The organism is Pseudomonas sp. GW456-L12, assembly GCF_059424045.1.
In genome coordinates, this window is record NZ_JBWKZA010000022.1 from 75,048 (window position 1) to 92,971 (window position 17,924).

The following is a 17,924-nucleotide window of genomic DNA, read 5'->3' on the forward strand; positions in this document are numbered from 1 at the left end:
TCCGATTTACCGTCGGGGCCGCTGGTCGGCCTGTCCTGCGCGGCCCTGGGGTTGGCGGCCGGCGTGGCGCGCGGGGTTAATTTTCCCGGGCCTTCATCCGTTCCGTAGGGATGACCGAGCCAATGCTCGATACCCCACACGCAAGTACGGATGACCCCCGATGAATGCCGAAGACTCCTTGAAGCTCGCCCGTAGATTCATTGAACTGCCGCTGGAAAAGCGCCGGCTGTTCTTGAAGGCTCTGGACAAGGAAGGCGTCGACTTCTCTCTGCTGCCTATTCCCGCGGGGGTCGCAGTGCCTGACCGCCAGGCGTTGTCCTACGCGCAGCAGCGCATGTGGTTTCTCTGGCAGCTGGACCCGCAGAGCGCGGCCTACAACCTGCCCAACGCGGTACGCCTGAGCGGGCCGCTGGATCGGGCGGTGCTGGCCCGGGCCTTCGACTGGCTGCTGGAGCGCCATGAAAGCCTGCGCACGGTGTTCCGCCTGGAGCAGGACGAGCCGCGGCAGGTCATCCTGACGGCCCAGGTGAACATCGATTACCAGGACCTGAGCGACCTTGACCCTGCGCTGCGCGAAGCCAGCGTGCGGCAGCGGGCCGACGCCGAGGCGCGCCGGCCCTTCGATCTGCAGCAGGGGCCGCTGTTGCGGGTCTGTGTGCTGGGATTGGGGGAGCAGGAGCACGTCATGCTGCTGACCTTGCACCATATCGTCGCCGACGGCTGGTCCATGGGCGTGCTGATCGAGGAGTTCCTGCAAGCCTACGACGCGCTGCTCCAGGGCGCGGCGCCGAGTGCGCCGGCCCTGCCGATCCAGTACCGCGACTACGCCCTGTGGCAGCGCAGCTGGCTGGAGGCGGGGGAGCAGGAGCGGCAGCTGGCGTACTGGCGGGCCAAGCTCGGGGACGAGCATCCGGTGCTCAGGTTGCCCACCGATCATCCGCGCCAGGCCCATTCCAGCCGCCAGGGGCGGCGCCTGGACTTCGAGCTGGCGCCGGACCTGGCCCAGCAACTGGGCGCCCTGGCGCGACAGCAGGGGGTGACCCTGTTCGCCGTGCTGCTGGCCGGTTTCAAGCTGCTGCTGGCGCGCTACAGCGGCCAGCAGGATATCCGCGTGGGCGTGCCTATCGCCAACCGCACGCGCCAGGAAGCCGAAGGGCTGATCGGCTTCTTCGTCAACACCCAGGTGCTGCGCAGCGAGTTGAGCCCGCACTTGACGGTGGAGCAACTGCTGGCGGATATCCGCGAAACCACCCTGGGCGCGCAGGCCCATCAGGAGCTGCCTTTCGAGCGGCTGGTGGAGGCCCTGCAACTCGAGCGCAGCCTGAGCCACAGCCCGCTGTTCCAGGTGCTCTACAACCACCAGCCGCAGGTCACCGAGCTGACCACCCTGCGCAGCCGCTCCGGTCTTGAGGTGCAGGCCCTGGCGCGCAACGAGCGCACGGTGCAGTTCGACCTGACCCTGGACACCTTCGAGCGCGGTGGCCGGCTGCAGGCCGCCTTCACCTATGACTGCCAGCTGTTCGAGGAACAGACCGTCGAGCGCATGGCCGGCCACTGGCAGAACCTGCTGTGGGCGATGGTGCGTGAGCCGCGGTCGGCGATCGCCGAACTGCCGCTGCTCAGCCCCGAGCAACGCCAGGCCACCCTGGCCCAGGGCGTCGGTACGCATGAGGCGTTCGCCGCCGTTTCGGTGCTCGAGCTGTTCGCCGAGCAGGTGCGCGTACGGCCCGAGGCCCCGGCCCTGGTGTTCGGCGAGCAATGCCTGAGTTACCGCCAGCTGGATCAGCGCGCCGCGCGCCTGGCGGCGGCCCTGGTACTGCGTGGCGTGGGCCCCGAGGTGCTGGTGGGCATCGCCGTGGAGCGCTCCCTGGAGATGGTGGTGGGCTTGCTGGCGGTGCTCAAGGCCGGCGGTGCCTATGTGCCGCTGGATGTCCAGTATCCCGAGCAACGCTTGCGCTACATGCTGCAAGACAGCGGCGTTACCCTGCTGCTGAGCGAAACCGCGGTGCAGGCGCGACTGCCGCTGGCGGCCGGGGTCAGCGTGCTGTTGCTGGACCAGCCGGACAGCTGGGCGCCGGCCACCGGCCCGCAGTCGCCACTGCCGCGGGTCGAGGCCGGGCACCTGGCCTATTCGATCTACACCTCCGGTTCCACCGGGGCCGCCAAGGGCGTCACCATCACCCACGCAGCCCTGGCCAACTACGTGCAGGCGATCCTGGCGCGCCTGCCGCTAGGGGCCGCGCGCAACATGGCGGTGGTCTCCACCATTGCCGCCGACCTGGGGCATACCACGCTGTTTGGCGCCCTGTGCTCCGGCAGTTGCCTGCATGTGATCGACCTGGATACCGGCCTGGACGCCGAGGCCTTTTCGGTCTACCTGGACGCCCGGCAAATCGATGTACTGAAGATCGTCCCTTCGCATTTGCAGGCGCTGATGAGCGGCGCGGAGCCGGCCCGTTCCCTGCCAAGGCAGTGCCTGGTGCTGGGCGGCGAAGCCTGCCCGGCGGCGCTGGTCAGAAAGATCGCGGCCCTGGCACCGCAGTGCGCGGTGTTCAACCACTACGGCCCGACGGAAACCACGGTCGGCGCCCTGACCCTGGCCGCTGCTGCCGTGGATCAGGCCCTGGCGGTGGTGCCCCTGGGCCAGCCGCTGGCCAACGTTCGCGCCCGGGTGCTGGATGCCTCGTTGCAGCCCGTGGCGCCCGGCACCCCGGCCGAGCTGTACCTGGGGGGCGCCGGCCTGGCGCGGGGCTACCACCGCCGGCCGGCCTTGACCGCCGAGCGTTTCGTTCCCGACCCCTTCAGCGCCGACGGGCAGCGGCTGTACCGCACCGGTGACCTGGCGCGCTACCTCGATGGCGGGGTCATCGATTACCTGGGGCGCATCGATCACCAGGTGAAGATTCGCGGCTACCGCATCGAGCTGGGGGAAATCACCGCGGCGCTCAAGCAGTTGCCGCAGGTCGAGGATGCCGTGGCCCAGGTGGTCAGCGTGGCGGATGAGCCGCAAGTGGCGGCTTATGTGGTGCTGGCCAAAGCCAGTGTCCAGGAGCCGGAAGCGGCCTGGCAGGAGATTCGCCGGCAGCTGGCGGTGGCGTTGCCCGACTACATGCTGCCGATGCATTTCATGGCCCTGGAAGGCATGCCGTTGACCGCCAACGGCAAGCTCGACCTGCGGGCCTTGCCACCGTTGCAGCAGGCGCCGGTGGCGGCGCATGTCGCGCCGGTCAGCGAGCTGCAGCGGGGGATCGCGGCGATCTGGCAGGACGTGCTCAAGGTCGAGCGGGTGGGCCTGAGCGACAACTTCTTCGCCCTGGGCGGGCATTCGTTGCTGGCCACCCAGATCATTTCCCGGGTCCGCCGGCTGCTGGCGGCGGAGGTGCCGCTGCGGGTGCTGTTCGAGACCGCGCGCCTGGATGAGTTCGTCGAGCAGGTGCAGGCTTGCGCCGGCACGGGTTCGTTGTCGTTGATCGAGGCGCTAGGGCGCGACGAGCCATTGCCGGCGTCCCATGCCCAGCAGCGGCAGTGGCTGTTCTGGCAGATGCATCCCCAGAGCACCGCCTACCACACGCCGATCGTGGTCCGGCTCCAGGGGGTGCTGGACCGGCAGGCGCTGCAGCACAGCTTCGACGCCCTGGCCCGACGCCATGAAGCCTTCCGCACCACCTTTACCCAGCACCAGGACAGCCTGTGCCAGGTAGTGCACCCCCAGGGTGAAATTACCCTGGCCTGGGAACGCCTGGCCCCGGGACTGTCCCGCGAGGCGGTCGAGGCCAGGGCCCTGGAAGAAACCCAGGTGCTGTTCGACCTGGAGCACGGCCCCCTGTGCCGGGCCCGGGTGCTGCAGATCGCCGAGCAGGACTGCCTGCTGGTGGTGACCCTGCACCACATCATTTCCGATGGCGCCTCCATGAGTGTGCTGGCCCGGGAATTCGTCGCGCTCTACCGGGGGTTCATCCAGGGGCAGGCGCCGCGGTTCGATGAACTGAGCGTGCAGTACGCCGACTACGCCAGCTGGCACCGGGCCTGGCTCGAGCAGGGCGAGCAGCAGCGGCAACTGGATTACTGGCGCGAGCAGCTGGGGCTGGAGCACCCGGTGCTGGAACTGCCGGTGGACCATCCGCGCCAGGCCCTGGTGAGCCATCGCCAGGAGCGCCTGGGGTTGCGCCTGCCGCTGGACCTGGAGCAGGGCCTGCGGCGCCTGGCGCGCGAGCATGACATGACCCTGTTCCAGCTGTTCCTCGGCTCGTTCGCCCTGTTGCTGCACCGCTATTGCGATCAGCCCGATATCCGTATCGGCGTGCCGGTCAGCAACCGTCGCCACCAGGAAATGGAAGGCGTGATGGGCTTCTTCGTCAACACCCTGGTGATGCGTGTCGACCTGGCGCCGAACCTGGCGGTGGGGCAGTTGCTGCGTCAGGTCAAGGCCACGGCCCTGGCTGCCCAGGCCCATCAGGACCTGCCGTTCGATCGCCTGGTGGATGCGCTCAAGCCCCAGCGCGCGCTGGACCAGAACCCGCTGTTCCAGGTGATGTACAACCACCTGAGCATTGCCGGGGAAAGCGCCGACGGCGCCAGCCTGCCGGGCCTGCACGCCGAGGAGATGGTCCTGCAGGGCGGTACCGCGCAATTCGACCTGACCCTGGAAACCCTGGAAACCGACGCCGGGATCAACGCGTCGTTCATCTATGCCGCTGAGTTGTTCGAGGTGTCGACCATCGAGGGTTTCGCCGATCACTGGCGCAACCTGCTGCAAGGCATGCTCGAACCGCGACAGGCGATTGGCGAATTGCCGATGCTGGGCCGGGAGGAGCAGGGGCGGATTCGCCAGGACTGGGATCACACTCAGGTGGTCTATCCGACCCAGCGTTTTGTCCACCAGCTGTTCGCCGACCAGGCGGCCAGGGCGCCGGAGGCGCCGGCGGTGTTGTTCGCCGAGCAGCGCCTGAGCTATCGCGAGCTGGATATTCAGGCCAACCAGCTGGCGCACAAGTTGATCGAGCTGGGCGTCGGCCCGGAAGTGCGGGTGGCCATCGCCATGCCGCGTTGCGCGGAAATCATGGTGGCCTTCCTGGCGGTGCTCAAGGCCGGTGGGGTCTATGTGCCGCTGGATATCGAATACCCCCAGGACCGCCTGCGCTACATGATGCAGGACAGCGGTGCGTGGCTGCTGTTGACCCAGAGCCATCTGCTGGATCGTTTGCCTATTCCTGAAGGACTGCCGACCCTGTCGGTGGAGCGAGCCGCCGATTTTGCCGGCTACCCCGCCAGTGCACCCCAAGTGGATCTGGCCGAGGAAAACCTCGCCTATGTGATCTACACCTCCGGCTCCACCGGCTTGCCCAAGGGCGTGGCGGTGTCCCATGGCCCGCTGGCGATGCACAGCCTGGCCACCGGCGAACGTTATGAAATGAGCCCGGCGGATTGCGAGCTGCATTTCATGTCCTTCGCCTTCGACGGTTCCCATGAAGGCTGGATGCACCCGCTGATCTACGGCGCCAGCGTATTGATCCGCGACGACAGCCTGTGGTCGCCGGAATTTACTTACGAGCAGATGCACCGCTACGGCGTCACCGTCGGAGTGTTCCCGCCGGTGTACCTGCAACAACTGGCGGTGCACGCCGAGCGCGACGGCAACCCGCCGGCGGTGCGGGTCTATTGCTTCGGCGGCGATGCAGTGCCGCAGGCCAGCTATGACCTGGCCTGGCGCGTACTGCGGCCGAAGTACATTTTCAATGGTTATGGCCCGACCGAGACGGTGGTCACTCCACTGATCTGGAAGGCTCGTGTCGGTGATCCCTGTGATGCGGCCTACGCGCCAATTGGCAATATCGTCGGTAACCGCAGCGCCTACGTGGCCGATGCCAACCTCAACCTGTTGCCGGTGGGCGTGGCGGGCGAGCTGTATCTGGGCGGCCTGGGCGTGGCCCGGGGTTACCTGGATCGTCCGGGGCTGACGGCCGAGCGTTTTATCCCCGACCCTTACAGCACCACGGGGGCGCGGCTGTACCGCAGCGGCGACCTGACCCGCTACCGCACTGACGGTCTGGTGGAGTACGTCGGCCGTGTCGACCATCAGGTCAAGGTGCGCGGCTTCCGTATCGAGCTGGGTGAAATCGAAGCGCGCTTGCTGGAACAGGACCCGGTGCTGGAAGTGGCGGTGATTGCCCAGCCCGGGCCGAGTGGCCAGCAACTGGTGGGCTATATCGTGCCGGTGGACGCCGAGGTGGCGCACAGCGCCGAACGCCAGGCGCAACTGCGGGAAAGCATCAAGGCCCGCCTGCGGGAAAACCTGCCGGACTACATGGTGCCGACCTACCTGCTGTTCCTCGAAGCTTTGCCGCTGACACCGAACGGCAAGCTGGACCGCAAGTCATTGCCCAAGGTCGATGCGCAACTGATGCAGCAGACCTACGTGGCGCCGCAAAACGACCTGGAACAGCAGATCGCGGCGATCTGGGCCGATGTGCTGAAGCTGGAACAGGTCGGCGTCACCGACAACTTCTTCGAGCTGGGCGGCGACTCGATCATCTCGATCCAGGTGGTCAGCCGCGCGCGGCAGGCCGGTATCCGTTTCACCCCGAAAGACTTGTTCCAGCACCAGACGGTGCAAGGACTGGCCACGGTGGCGGAGCAGGGCGAGGGCGGGTTGCAGATCGACCAGGGCCCGGTGCGTGGCCAGATGGCGCTGCTGCCGATCCAGCAGTGGTTCTTCGACACCCCGGTGCCGGAGCGTCAGCACTGGAACCAGTCGGTGCTGCTCAAGCCGCTGAAAGCCCTGAGTGCCAAGGCGCTGGAGCCCGCCTTGCACGCCTTGCTCGAACACCACGACGGCCTGCGCCTGAATTTTGTCGAGGCAGGCGCAGCCTGGAGCGCGACTTATGCGCCGTCGGCGCCGGTGACTTCGGCACCGTTGGCCGCGATGCAAGCCGATGCGCTGCTGTGGCTGGTGGACGATGCCACTGAAGATTCGCTGCAAGCCCTGTGCGATACAGCGCAACGCAGCCTCAATCTGCAGCAGGGGCCTTTGCTGCGCGCCGTGCTCTTCACTTTGCAGGACGGCAGCCAGCGTCTGCTGCTGGCGATCCATCACTTGGTGGTGGACGGCGTGTCCTGGCGGGTGCTGCTGGAAGACCTGCATCGGGCTCTGGTGCAGCAAGCGGCCGGGCAAGCCATCCGGCTGCCGGCCAAGACCAGCTCGACCCAGGCCTGGGCCGGGCAGTTGCAAGCCTATGCCAGCAGCACGGCGCTGCAGCAGGAGCTGGGTTACTGGCAGGCGCAGTTGCAGGGCGTCGAGTCGGGCCTGCCCTGTGACCGGGTAACGGACCGGGTGGCGATCAAGGATGCCCTGGACGTCAGCACCGAGCTGGATCAGGCCTATACCCAGCGCTTGCTGCAGGATGCCCCGGCGGCCTACCGCACCCAGATCAACGACCTGTTGCTGACGGCATTGGCGCGGGTCATCACCCGCTGGACCGGCGAGGCCAACGCCCTGGTGCAACTGGAAGGCCATGGCCGCGAGGAGCTGTTCGACAGCATCGATCTGAGCCGCACTGTGGGTTGGTTCACCAGCGTGTTCCCGGTCAAGCTGACACCGCAGGCGGCCCTGGCCGACTCGATCAAGCAGATCAAGGAACAACTGCGCGCGGTGCCGAACAAGGGCATCGGCTTCGGCGCCCTGCGTTACCTGGGGGATGCCAATGCCCAGGCAACCCTCGCGGCCCTGGCGGTACCGCGCATCACCTTCAACTACCTGGGCCAGTTCGACGCCAGCTTCGACGAGCCGGATGCCTGGTTTGCCCCAAGCGCCGAAGCCAAGGGCGCAGACCAGAGTGCCGAGGCACCGCTGGGCAACTGGCTAAGCATCAATGGCCAGGTCTATGGCGGTCAGTTGAAGCTGGGCTGGAGCTTCAGCCAGACAATGTTCGAGCGCTCGACCATCCAGCGCCTGGCGGATGACTATGCCGAGGAACTCAAGGCGCTGATCGAGCATTGCAGCCAGCCGCAGCATCGTGGCGTGACGCCGTCGGACTTCCCGCTGGCGGGCCTGAGCCAGCAGCAACTGGATCGCCTGCCGCTGTCCCTGGCCCAGGTCGAGGACCTCTACCCGCTGTCGCCGATGCAGCAGGGCATGCTGTTCCATACCCTGTACGAGCAGCAGGGCGGCGACTACATCAACCAGTTGCGGGTGGACGTGGAGGGGCTCGATCCCGAGCGCTTCCAGCAGGCTTGGCAAGAGGCCATCGACCGTCACGATATCCTGCGCAGCGGTTTCCTCTGGCAGGGCGAGTTGCCGGCGCCGATCCAGGTGGTGCACAAGCGCATCGCCCTGGATTGTGTCGAGCATGACTGGCGTGCCGTGGCATCGGCGGCCGAGGACCTGGACGCCCTGGCCGAGCAGGAGCGCCAGCGCGGTTTCGACCTGGCGGCGGCGCCGTTGCTGCGCCTGACCCTGGTACGGATCGACGACCAGCGTTATCACCTGATCTACACCAACCATCACATCCTGATGGACGGCTGGAGCAACTCGCGGCTGTTGGGCGAAGTGCTGCAACGTTACTCGGGGCAATCGGCGGGGGCGGCGCCTGGCCGCTATCGCGACTACATCGCCTGGTTGCAGCGCCAGGATGCCCAGGTCGGCGAGGCCTTCTGGAAAGAGCAACTGGCGGCCCTGGACGAGCCGACCCGCCTGGCCCAGGCCATCCACCGCAGCGGGCCGAGCACCCTGGACAAAGGCCATGGGGCTTACCAGCAGCAGTTGGACGAGCAGCAGACCCAGCGCTTGAGCGAGTTCGCCCGCCAGCAGAAGGTCACGGTCAACACCCTGGTGCAAGCTGCCTGGCTGTTGTTGCTGCAACGCTACACCGGGCAGGACACGGTGGTGTTCGGCGCCACGGTGTCCGGGCGTCCCGCGGAACTCAAAGGCGTGGAGCAGCAGATCGGCCTGTTTATCAACACCTTGCCGGTGGTGGCCTCGCCGCGTCCGGACATGGCCGCCAGCGCCTGGCTGCAGCTGGTGCAGGAACGCAACCTGGCCCTGCGCGATTTCGAGCACACGCCGTTGTATGACGTGCAGCGCTGGGCCGGCCTGGGGGGCGAAGCCCTGTTCGACAACATCCTGGTGTTCGAGAACTACCCGGTGTCCGAAGCCCTGGCCCAAGGCGCTCCGGCGCAGTTGAGCTTCGGCGTGGCGGCCAACCACGAGCAGACCAACTACCCGTTGACCCTGTCGGTCTACCTGGGGCAGACCCTGGCCTTCGACTACAGCTATGCCCGCGAGCATTTTGCCCAGGCGGACATCCAGCAACTGGCCGGCTACCTGGAGCAACTGCTCATGGGCATGCTGGCGAGCCCGCAGGGCAGCATCGGCGAGCTGTCGTTGCTTGGCGCCACCGAGCGTCGGCTGATCGACGAGCAGCGCGGCCGGACCCCGGCGCGGGACCTGGCGTCGCAGTCTGTCCATCAGTTGATCGAGACCCAGGCCCAGCGCACCCCGGATGCCGTGGCACTGCTGTGTGATGGCCAGCAACTGAGCTACGGCCAGTTCAACCAGCGGGCCAACCAGCTGGCCCACAAGCTGATCGAGCAGGGCATCGGTCCGGATGTCCGGGTCGGTATCGCCGTGGAGCGCGGGCTGGACATGATTGTCGGCCTGCTGGCGGTGCTCAAGGCCGGTGGCGCCTACGTGCCGCTGGACCCGGAATACCCCCAGGACCGCCTGCACTACATGATGCAGGACAGCGGCATCCAGCTCTTGCTGACCCAGGCGCCACTGCTTGAACGCTTGAAGGACGGCGTAGCGGTGCCGCACCTGTGCCTGGACCCGCATGAGCACAGCCTGCGCGGCTACCCCCTGGACAATCCGCGCTCGCGGGCCGAGGCCGGCAACCTGGCGTACGTGATGTACACCTCCGGTTCCACCGGGCGGCCCAAGGGCGTGGATATCAGCCACGCTGCCTTGAGCCGGCACGCCCAGGTTTCCCGGGATTATTTCAAGATGACCGCCGAGGACCGTGGGCTGCAGTTCTCCACCTTCAACTTCGACGCCTTCGTCGAGCAGCTGTACCCGGCGCTGATCTGCGGCGCCTCGGTGGTGATCCGTGGCAAGGACCTGTGGGACAGCGAGACCTTCTACCGTGAGCTGATCGGGCAGGGCATCAGCATCGTCGACTTGAGCACTGCCTACTGGTTCATGCTCGGCAAGGATTACGCCAGCCGCGAACCCCGGGACTTCGGGCGCCTGCGCCAGCTCAACCTGGGCGGCGAAGCCATGGCGGCGGAAGGGGTGGCCGCCTGGAAAAAGGCCGGGTTGAAGGACGTTTGCCTGCTCAATACCTACGGGCCCACCGAGGCCACGGTGAGTGTCACCGCCCATGACTGCAGCCGCTACCTGCGGGACGACGCACCCCTGCCGAGCCAGATCCCCCTGGGCAAGGGCCTGCCGGGCCGTTCCATCTACCTGCTGGACAACAGCGGCAACCTGACCCTCAAGGGCGCCACCGGCGAGCTGATGATCGGCGGCGAGCTGCTGGCCCGGGGTTACCACGATCGCCCAGGCCTCACGGCGGAGCGTTTCATCCCCGACCCGTTCAGCCAGGACGGCGGGCGCCTGTATCGCTCTGGTGACCTGGCGCGCTACGACGCCGAGGGCGTGATCGATTACGCCGGGCGTATCGACCATCAGGTGAAGATTCGCGGTTTCCGGATCGAGATGGGCGAGATCGAAGCGCGCCTGCTGGAACAGCCCCAGGTGCGTGAAGCCGTGGTGCTGGCCCAGGAGGCGGCCGGTGGTCCGCAGTTGGTGGCCTATCTGGTCGCCGCCGAGGGCGTGTTGGCGCAGTGCTCGGAACAAAACAGCCAGGACGACCAGGCCCGGTTGCGCGACGAGTTGAAAGCGGCGCTCAAGGCGGTGCTGCCGGACTACATGCTGCCGGCGCACCTGCTGTTCCTGGAAACGCTGCCGCTGAGCCCCAACGGCAAGCTGGACCGCAAGGCCCTGCCCAAGGCCGACGCCAGCCTGCTGCGGCAGGCCTATGTCGCGCCGCAGAGCGAGCTGGAACAACAGGTCGCGGCGATCTGGGCCGAGGTGCTCGAAGTCGAGCGAGTGGGCATGAACGATAACTTCTTTGAATCAGGTGGGCATTCCTTGTTGGTAACCGCGATGGTCTCTCGAGTCCAGCTCAAGCTTGGGCGTCAAGTCAGTGTGCAGATGGCGTTCGAATTTCCAACCCTGGGGCTGTTCGTCAGCCAGTTGCAGCAGGCCCCGGGCCAGGCGCAGGGCGCCGACCTGAGTGCGCTCGAGCTGTTGCTCGACGAAATGGAGGCTGTGTAATGGATAACGCCACCGCGCTGAAGATTGTCAAAGGCTTCATCCTGCTGCCGCTGGAGAAGCGCAAGGTCTACCTGCAGAAGATGCTGGAGCAGGGCATTTCCCCGGCCAACCTGCCGATTCCGCAGGTGCGCCTGGGCCAGGCGCGCCTGCCGCTTTCCTATGCCCAGCAACGCCAGTGGTTTCTCTGGCAACTGGCGCCGGACAGCACCGCCTATCACATCCCCAAGGCCCTGCGCCTGCGTGGCCGGCTGGACGTGGAGGCCTTGCAGCGCAGCTTCGACACCCTGATTGCCCGCCATGAAAGCCTGCGCACGCATTTCGTCGAGGACGCCGACGCGGCGGTGCAAATGGTGCTGCCCGAGGTGCGCCTGGAAATCGCCCGCCAGTCGTTGCCGGCCATGGCCGATGAATGTGAGATCGACACCGCGGTGCAGGGCTTCGTGCAGGCCCAGACCCGGCAGTTGTTCGATCTGTTGCAAGGGCCTCTGCTCAGGGTCGGCTTGTTGCGGGTGGCCGAGGACGACCATGTGCTGGTCCTGACCCAGCACCATATCGTTTCCGATGGCTGGTCGATGCAGGTCATGGTGGATGAGCTGATGAGCCTCTACATCGGCTACAGCCAGGGGCAGCAGCCCCAGCTGCCGCCGCTGCCGATCCACTACGCCGACTACGCCATCTGGCAGCGCAACTGGATGGAAGCCGGTGAGAAGGAGCGGCAACTGGCCTACTGGACGGCGCAACTGGGGGGCGAGCAGCCCCTGCTGGAACTGCCGCTGGACCGTCCGCGTCCGGCCGTCCAGAGCCATCGCGGCGCGCGCCTGGAGCTGATCCTGGAGCAGCCGTTGAGTGAAGCCCTGGGCAGCCTGGCCCAGCGTGAAGGGGTGACCCTGTTCATGCTGTTGCTGGCCTCGTTCCAGGTTCTGCTGCACCGCTACAGCGGCCAGGCCGATATCCGCGTCGGCGTGCCCATCGCCAACCGCAACCGGGTCGAGACCGAGCGCCTGATCGGCTTCTTCGTCAACACCCAGGTGCTCAAGGCCGAGATCGACGGGCAGATGTCCGTAAGCCAGCTGTTGCAGCAGGTGCGGCAAACCGCCCTGGCGGCCCAGGCGCACCAGGACCTGCCTTTCGAGCAATTGGTGGAGGCGCTGCAACCGGAGCGCAGCCTGAGCCACAACCCGCTGTTCCAGGTGATGTTCAACCATCAGGTCGAGGCCGCGGCTCCAACCGGCGCCCTCAACCTGCCGGGCCTGGGCATCGAAGCCCTGGACTCGGCGGGGCAGTCGGCGCAGTTCGACCTGACCCTGGACACCGTCGAGACCCAGGGCCGGATCGCCGCCGCGCTGATCTATGCGACCGACGTATTCGATGCCGCGACCATCGAGCAGATGGCCGGCCACTGGCGCCAGTTGCTGCAGGGCATGGTCCGCCAGCCCGAGCAGCGCATTGGCCTGTTGCCGATGCTCGACGCCGGGGAGCAGGCGCGGATCGTGGCCCAGTGGAATCCGCAGCCGCAGGCATTCCCCTCGACGGCCTGCGTGCACCAGCTGATCGAGGCGCAGGCGGCCCAGGCGCCCGAGGCCATCGCCCTGACGTTCCAGGGGCAGCACCTGGACTACCGGCAGCTCAATGAACGGGCCAACCGCCTGGCGCACAAACTCATCGAGCAGGGCGTGGGGCCCAATGTGCTGGTGGGGCTGGCGGCGGAGCGTGGCCTGGAGATGCTGATCGGCCTGCTGGCGATCCTCAAGGCCGGCGGTGCCTATGTGCCGCTGGACCCGGCCTATCCCCAGGACCGTCTGCAACACATGATGCAGGACAGCGGCATCAGGCTGCTGCTGACCCAGGCGTCTCTGCGGCAGGGGCTGCCGGCGTTTGCCGGCAGCACCCTGTTGCTCGAGCAGCCGCTCGAGGACTACGGGGTGCACAACCCCGAGGTCGGGGTGACCCCGCAGGACCTGGCCTATGTGATCTATACCTCAGGCTCCACCGGCAAGCCCAAGGGCACCTTGCAGCCCCATCACAACGTGCTGCGGCTGTTCGCGGCGACCGCCGACTGGTTCCGCTTCGGCCCGCGGGATGTCTGGAGCCTGTTCCATTCCTATGCCTTCGACTTCTCCGTATGGGAGATCTTTGGTGCCCTGATGCATGGCGGGCGCCTGTTGATCGTGCCCCAGGAGGTGGCGCGCTCGGCCCAGGACTTCTACCCGCTGCTCTGCGCCGAAGGGGTCACGGTGCTCAACCAGACGCCGTCGGCCTTCCGCCAGTTGATGCACGTGGCCTGCGCCGCCGAGCAGGGGCATGCGCTGCGCTACATCGTGTTCGGCGGCGAGGCCCTGGAGGTCAATACCCTGCAACCCTGGTTCCAGCGTTTCGGCGACTGCCAGCCGCAGCTGGTGAACATGTACGGCATCACCGAAACCACGGTGCACGTGACCTACCGCCCGCTGTCCCGGGCGGACGTGACGCTGGCGGGGGCCAGCCCGATCGGCGAGCTGATCCCCGACATGTCCTGGTACCTGCTGGACGGCAATCTGCAACCGGTGCCCAAGGGCTGCATCGGTGAGCTGTATGTCGGGCGCGCCGGGCTGGCCTGGGGCTACTTGAACCGCGGCGACCTGAGCGCCGCGCGGTTTGTCCCGGACCCCTTCGGCGAACCTGGCGCGCGCCTGTACCGTACCGGCGACCTGGCGCGTTACCAGGCCGATGGTTCGATCGGCTACATCGGCCGCATCGACCATCAGGTGAAGATCCGCGGTTTCCGCATCGAACTGGGCGAGATCGAAGCACGCCTGCTGGAACTGCCGGCGGTGCGCGAGGCGGTGGTCCTGGCCCAGGAAGGGCCGGACGGTCCGCAACTGGTGGCCTATGTGGTGCCCACCGGCCTGGACTGGCACAGCCAGGACCCGGTTGCCGAGCAACTGCCACTGCGCGACGGCATCAAGGCCGGGCTGCGCGAGCACCTGCCGGGCTACATGGTTCCGGCCCATGTGCTGTTCCTCCAGGCGCTGCCCCTGACCGCCAACGGCAAGCTCAATCGCGCTGCCTTGCCGGCCATTGACGGCAGCCTGTTACAGCAGGTCCATGTGGCCCCGCGCAGCGAGCGCGAACAGCAAGTGGCCGGGATCTGGGCCCAGGTGCTGAAACTGGAAAAGGTCGGCTTGAGCGATAACTTCTTCGAGCTCGGTGGCCATTCGCTGCTGGCCACTCAGGTGATGTCCCGCATCCGTCAGGAGCTGGGCATCGAGGCACCGCTCAAGCTGTTGTTCGAAGGCGAGTCGCTGGAAGATTTCGTCCGCCTGCTTGGGCCGGAAACTGCCCAGCCCCTCCAGCCGATTCCCCTGGTGGATCGCCAGCAGCCCCTGGCGGTCTCCTATGCCCAGGAACGCCAGTGGTTCCTCTGGCAACTGGATGCCGACAGCAGCGCCTACCACATCCCCATGGCCTTGCGCCTGCGCGGTGCCCTGGATGATGCGGCGCTGCAGAGCAGCTTCGATGCCCTGATCGCTCGCCATGAAACCCTGCGCACACGCTTTGTCGAGGGCCCCCAGGGCCTGACTCAGGTGATCGAGGCCCAGGCCCGCTTGCGGATCGAGCGACAGGATCTGTCGCTGCTGGTGCAAGCCGGCAACGCCGAGCAATTGATCCAGCAGGTGATCGAGGCCCAGGTACGCCAGGCCTTCGACCTGCGCCAGGGGCCTTTGCTGCGGGCCACCCTGGTGCGTCTGGCGGCGGACGAGCATGTTCTGGTGCTGGTACAGCACCATATCGTCTCCGATGGCTGGTCGATGCAACTGATGGTCGAGGAGCTGATCCAGCTGTATGGCGCCCATGCCCAGGGGCAGCCGGCACAGCTGCCGGCGCTGGCGGTGCAGTACGCGGACTACGCGGCCTGGCAACGGCAATGGATGGACGCCGGCGAGCGTGAACGTCAATTGGGCTACTGGCTGCGGCAACTGGAAGGCGGCACCCAGGTGCTGGACCTGCCGCTGGACCATCCTCGCCCCTTGCAGCAAAGCCACCGCGGCGCGCGCCTGGGCATCAGCCTGGACGGCGCGTTGCCGGGCGCCTTGAAACAACTGGCGCAGCGCGAAGGGGTGACCCTGTTCATGCTGTTGCTGGCCTCGTTCCAGGTGCTGCTGCACCGCTACAGCGGCCAAGCGGATATCCGCGTTGGTGTGCCCACCGCCAACCGCAACCGGGTCGAGACCGAGCGCTTGATCGGCTTCTTCGTCAACACCCAGGTGCTCAAGGCCGAGGTCGACGGGCAATCGAGCTTCAGCGACTTCCTTGGTCATGTCAAAGGCCGTGCCCTGGAAGCCCAGGAGCACCAGGACCTGCCCTTCGAACAGTTGGTGGAGGCCCTGAACCCGGAACGCAGCCTGAGCTACAGCCCGCTGTTCCAGGTGCTGTTCAACCACCAGGCCGCCGCCCGTCAGGGCGCCCGGGGCCTGGTGGTGCCCGGCTTACAGGTGGAGATGCTCAGTGGCGAGGAGAGCAGTACCCAGTTCGACCTGAGCCTGGATACCTTCGAGTCCGAGGACGGCCTCTGGGCGTCCATGACCTACGCCACCGACCTGTTCGAACCTTCAACCATCGAGCGCCTGGCCCAATCCTGGGTGCAGTTGCTGCAGGGCATTGTCCAGCAGCCGCGCCAGCGCCTGGGGGACCTGCCGCTGCTAGCGGCCTCCGAGCAGAACCAGCTGCTGCACGAGTGGACCCCGGCGTCTGTCGAGTTCCCGGGCGATCACTGTGTGCATCAGTGGGTCGAGGCCCAGGCGCGGAAAACCCCCGAGGCCGAAGCCCTGCTGTTTGCCGGGCAAAGTCTGAGCTACCGGGAACTCAATGCCCGGGCCAACCGCCTGGCGCACAAGCTGATCGAGTTGGGTGTCGGGCCGGAAGTGCGGGTCGGCGTGGCCTTGCAGCGCACCCCGGAAATGGTCGTGGCCCTGTTGGCGGTGCTCAAGGCCGGTGGCGCCTATGTGCCGCTGGACCCGGATTATCCGCAGGACCGCCTGGCCCATATGCTGCGCGACAGCCAGGCACAGATTCTGCTGACCGAGAGCGCACTGTTGTCGCTGCTACCGGCTGTCGAGTCCCTGCAAACCCTGCAACTGGATGCCCAGCCGGGCTGGCTGGACGCTTATTCACTAGAAAACCCGGCGCCGCGAGCGACCGCGGACAACCTGGCCTATGTGATCTACACCTCCGGTTCCACCGGCCTGCCCAAGGGCGTGGCGATTGCCCATCGCAACGTGCTGGCGCTGATCGACTGGTCGAATCGGGTGTACAGCACCGACGACCTGCAAGGGGTGCTGGCCTCGACCTCGATCTGCTTCGACCTGTCGGTGTGGGAGCTGTTCGTGACCCTGGCCAGCGGTGGCTCCATCGTCCTGGCGCGCAACGCCCTGGAGCTGCCGGAACTGGCGGACCGCGACCGGGTACGGCTGATCAACACCGTGCCGTCGGCGATTGCCGCGCTGCAGCGCAGCGGGCAGATTCCGCCCAGCGTACGGATCATCAACCTGGCGGGCGAGCCGCTGAAACAGGCGCTGGTGGATAGCCTCTACCAGCAGCCGGGGCTGGTGCATGTCTACGACCTGTACGGCCCTTCGGAAGACACCACCTACTCGACCTACACCCGCCGCGAGGCCGGCGGCCAGGCCAATATCGGCCGGGCCATCAGCAATACCCAGAGCTATATCGTGAGCCCTGATTTGCAGCCGGTGCCGGTGGGCAGTGCTGGCGAGTTGTACCTGGCCGGCGCCGGGGTGACCCGTGGTTACCTGGCGCGCCCGGGGCTGACCGCCGAGAAGTTCGTGCCCAATCCGTTCTCCAGCGACGGTGGCCGCTTGTACCGCACCGGCGACCTGACCCGTTACCGCGCTGACGGGGTGATCGAGTACATCGGCCGTATTGACCATCAGGTGAAGATCCGTGGTTTCCGTATCGAGCTGGGTGAAATCGAAGCGCGTCTGGTGCAGCAGGCGGCGGTGCGCGAAGCCTTCGTCCTGGCCCAGGACGGTGAAAACGGCCAGCAACTGGTGGCCTATATCGTGCCGAGCGAAACCACCGCGGCCGTCGAGGCCCAGGCTGCGCTCCGGGAAAGCATCAAGACTGCCCTGAAAGAACATCTGCCGGACTACATGGTGCCGACCTATCTGCTGTTCCTCGAAGCGTTGCCGCTGACGCCGAATGGCAAGCTCGACCGCAAGGCCTTGCCCAAGGTCGACGCGCAGTTGATGCAGCAGGTGTATGTGGCGCCGCAGAGCGAGCTGGAGCAGCAGGTCGCGGCGATCTGGGCCGATGTGCTGAAACTGGACCGGGTGGGCCTGAGCGACAACTTCTTCGAACTGGGCGGCCATTCCCTGCTGGTGGCCCAGGTCGTGACCCGGGTCAAGCAGCAGTTCGGGGTGGATATTCCGATCAAGTCGCTGTTCGGCGCGGAGAGCCTGTCGGCCTTTGTCGAGAAGGTTCAGGCCCTGCGGGAAACAACCTCTTCGCTGCAGGATGAATTGGCTAAATCTTTGGAGGCCCTCAAACGTTTATCTCCTGATGATCTTGAAAAAATAATTTCTTAGGAGAGGTAGTA

2 protein-coding genes are annotated in these 17,924 nt (G+C 66.5%); both read left to right on the forward strand.

Annotated elements, in window-relative coordinates:
- The first annotated feature begins 160 nt into the window (after window positions 1–160).
- Window positions 161–11,332 carry a non-ribosomal peptide synthetase gene (locus AC07Y9_RS23450; RefSeq protein WP_102680830.1) on the forward strand — a complete coding sequence of 3,724 codons (11,172 nt, stop codon included), beginning with the start codon at window positions 161–163 and terminating at the stop codon, window positions 11,330–11,332.
- Window positions 11,332–17,913: an amino acid adenylation domain-containing protein gene (locus AC07Y9_RS23455; protein ID WP_494990230.1), complete on the forward strand. Its 6,582-nt coding sequence runs from the start codon at window positions 11,332–11,334 to the stop codon at window positions 17,911–17,913. Before AC07Y9_RS23450 ends, AC07Y9_RS23455 begins: the two co-directional genes overlap by 1 nt.
- Window positions 17,914–17,924: the final 11 nt, after the last annotated feature.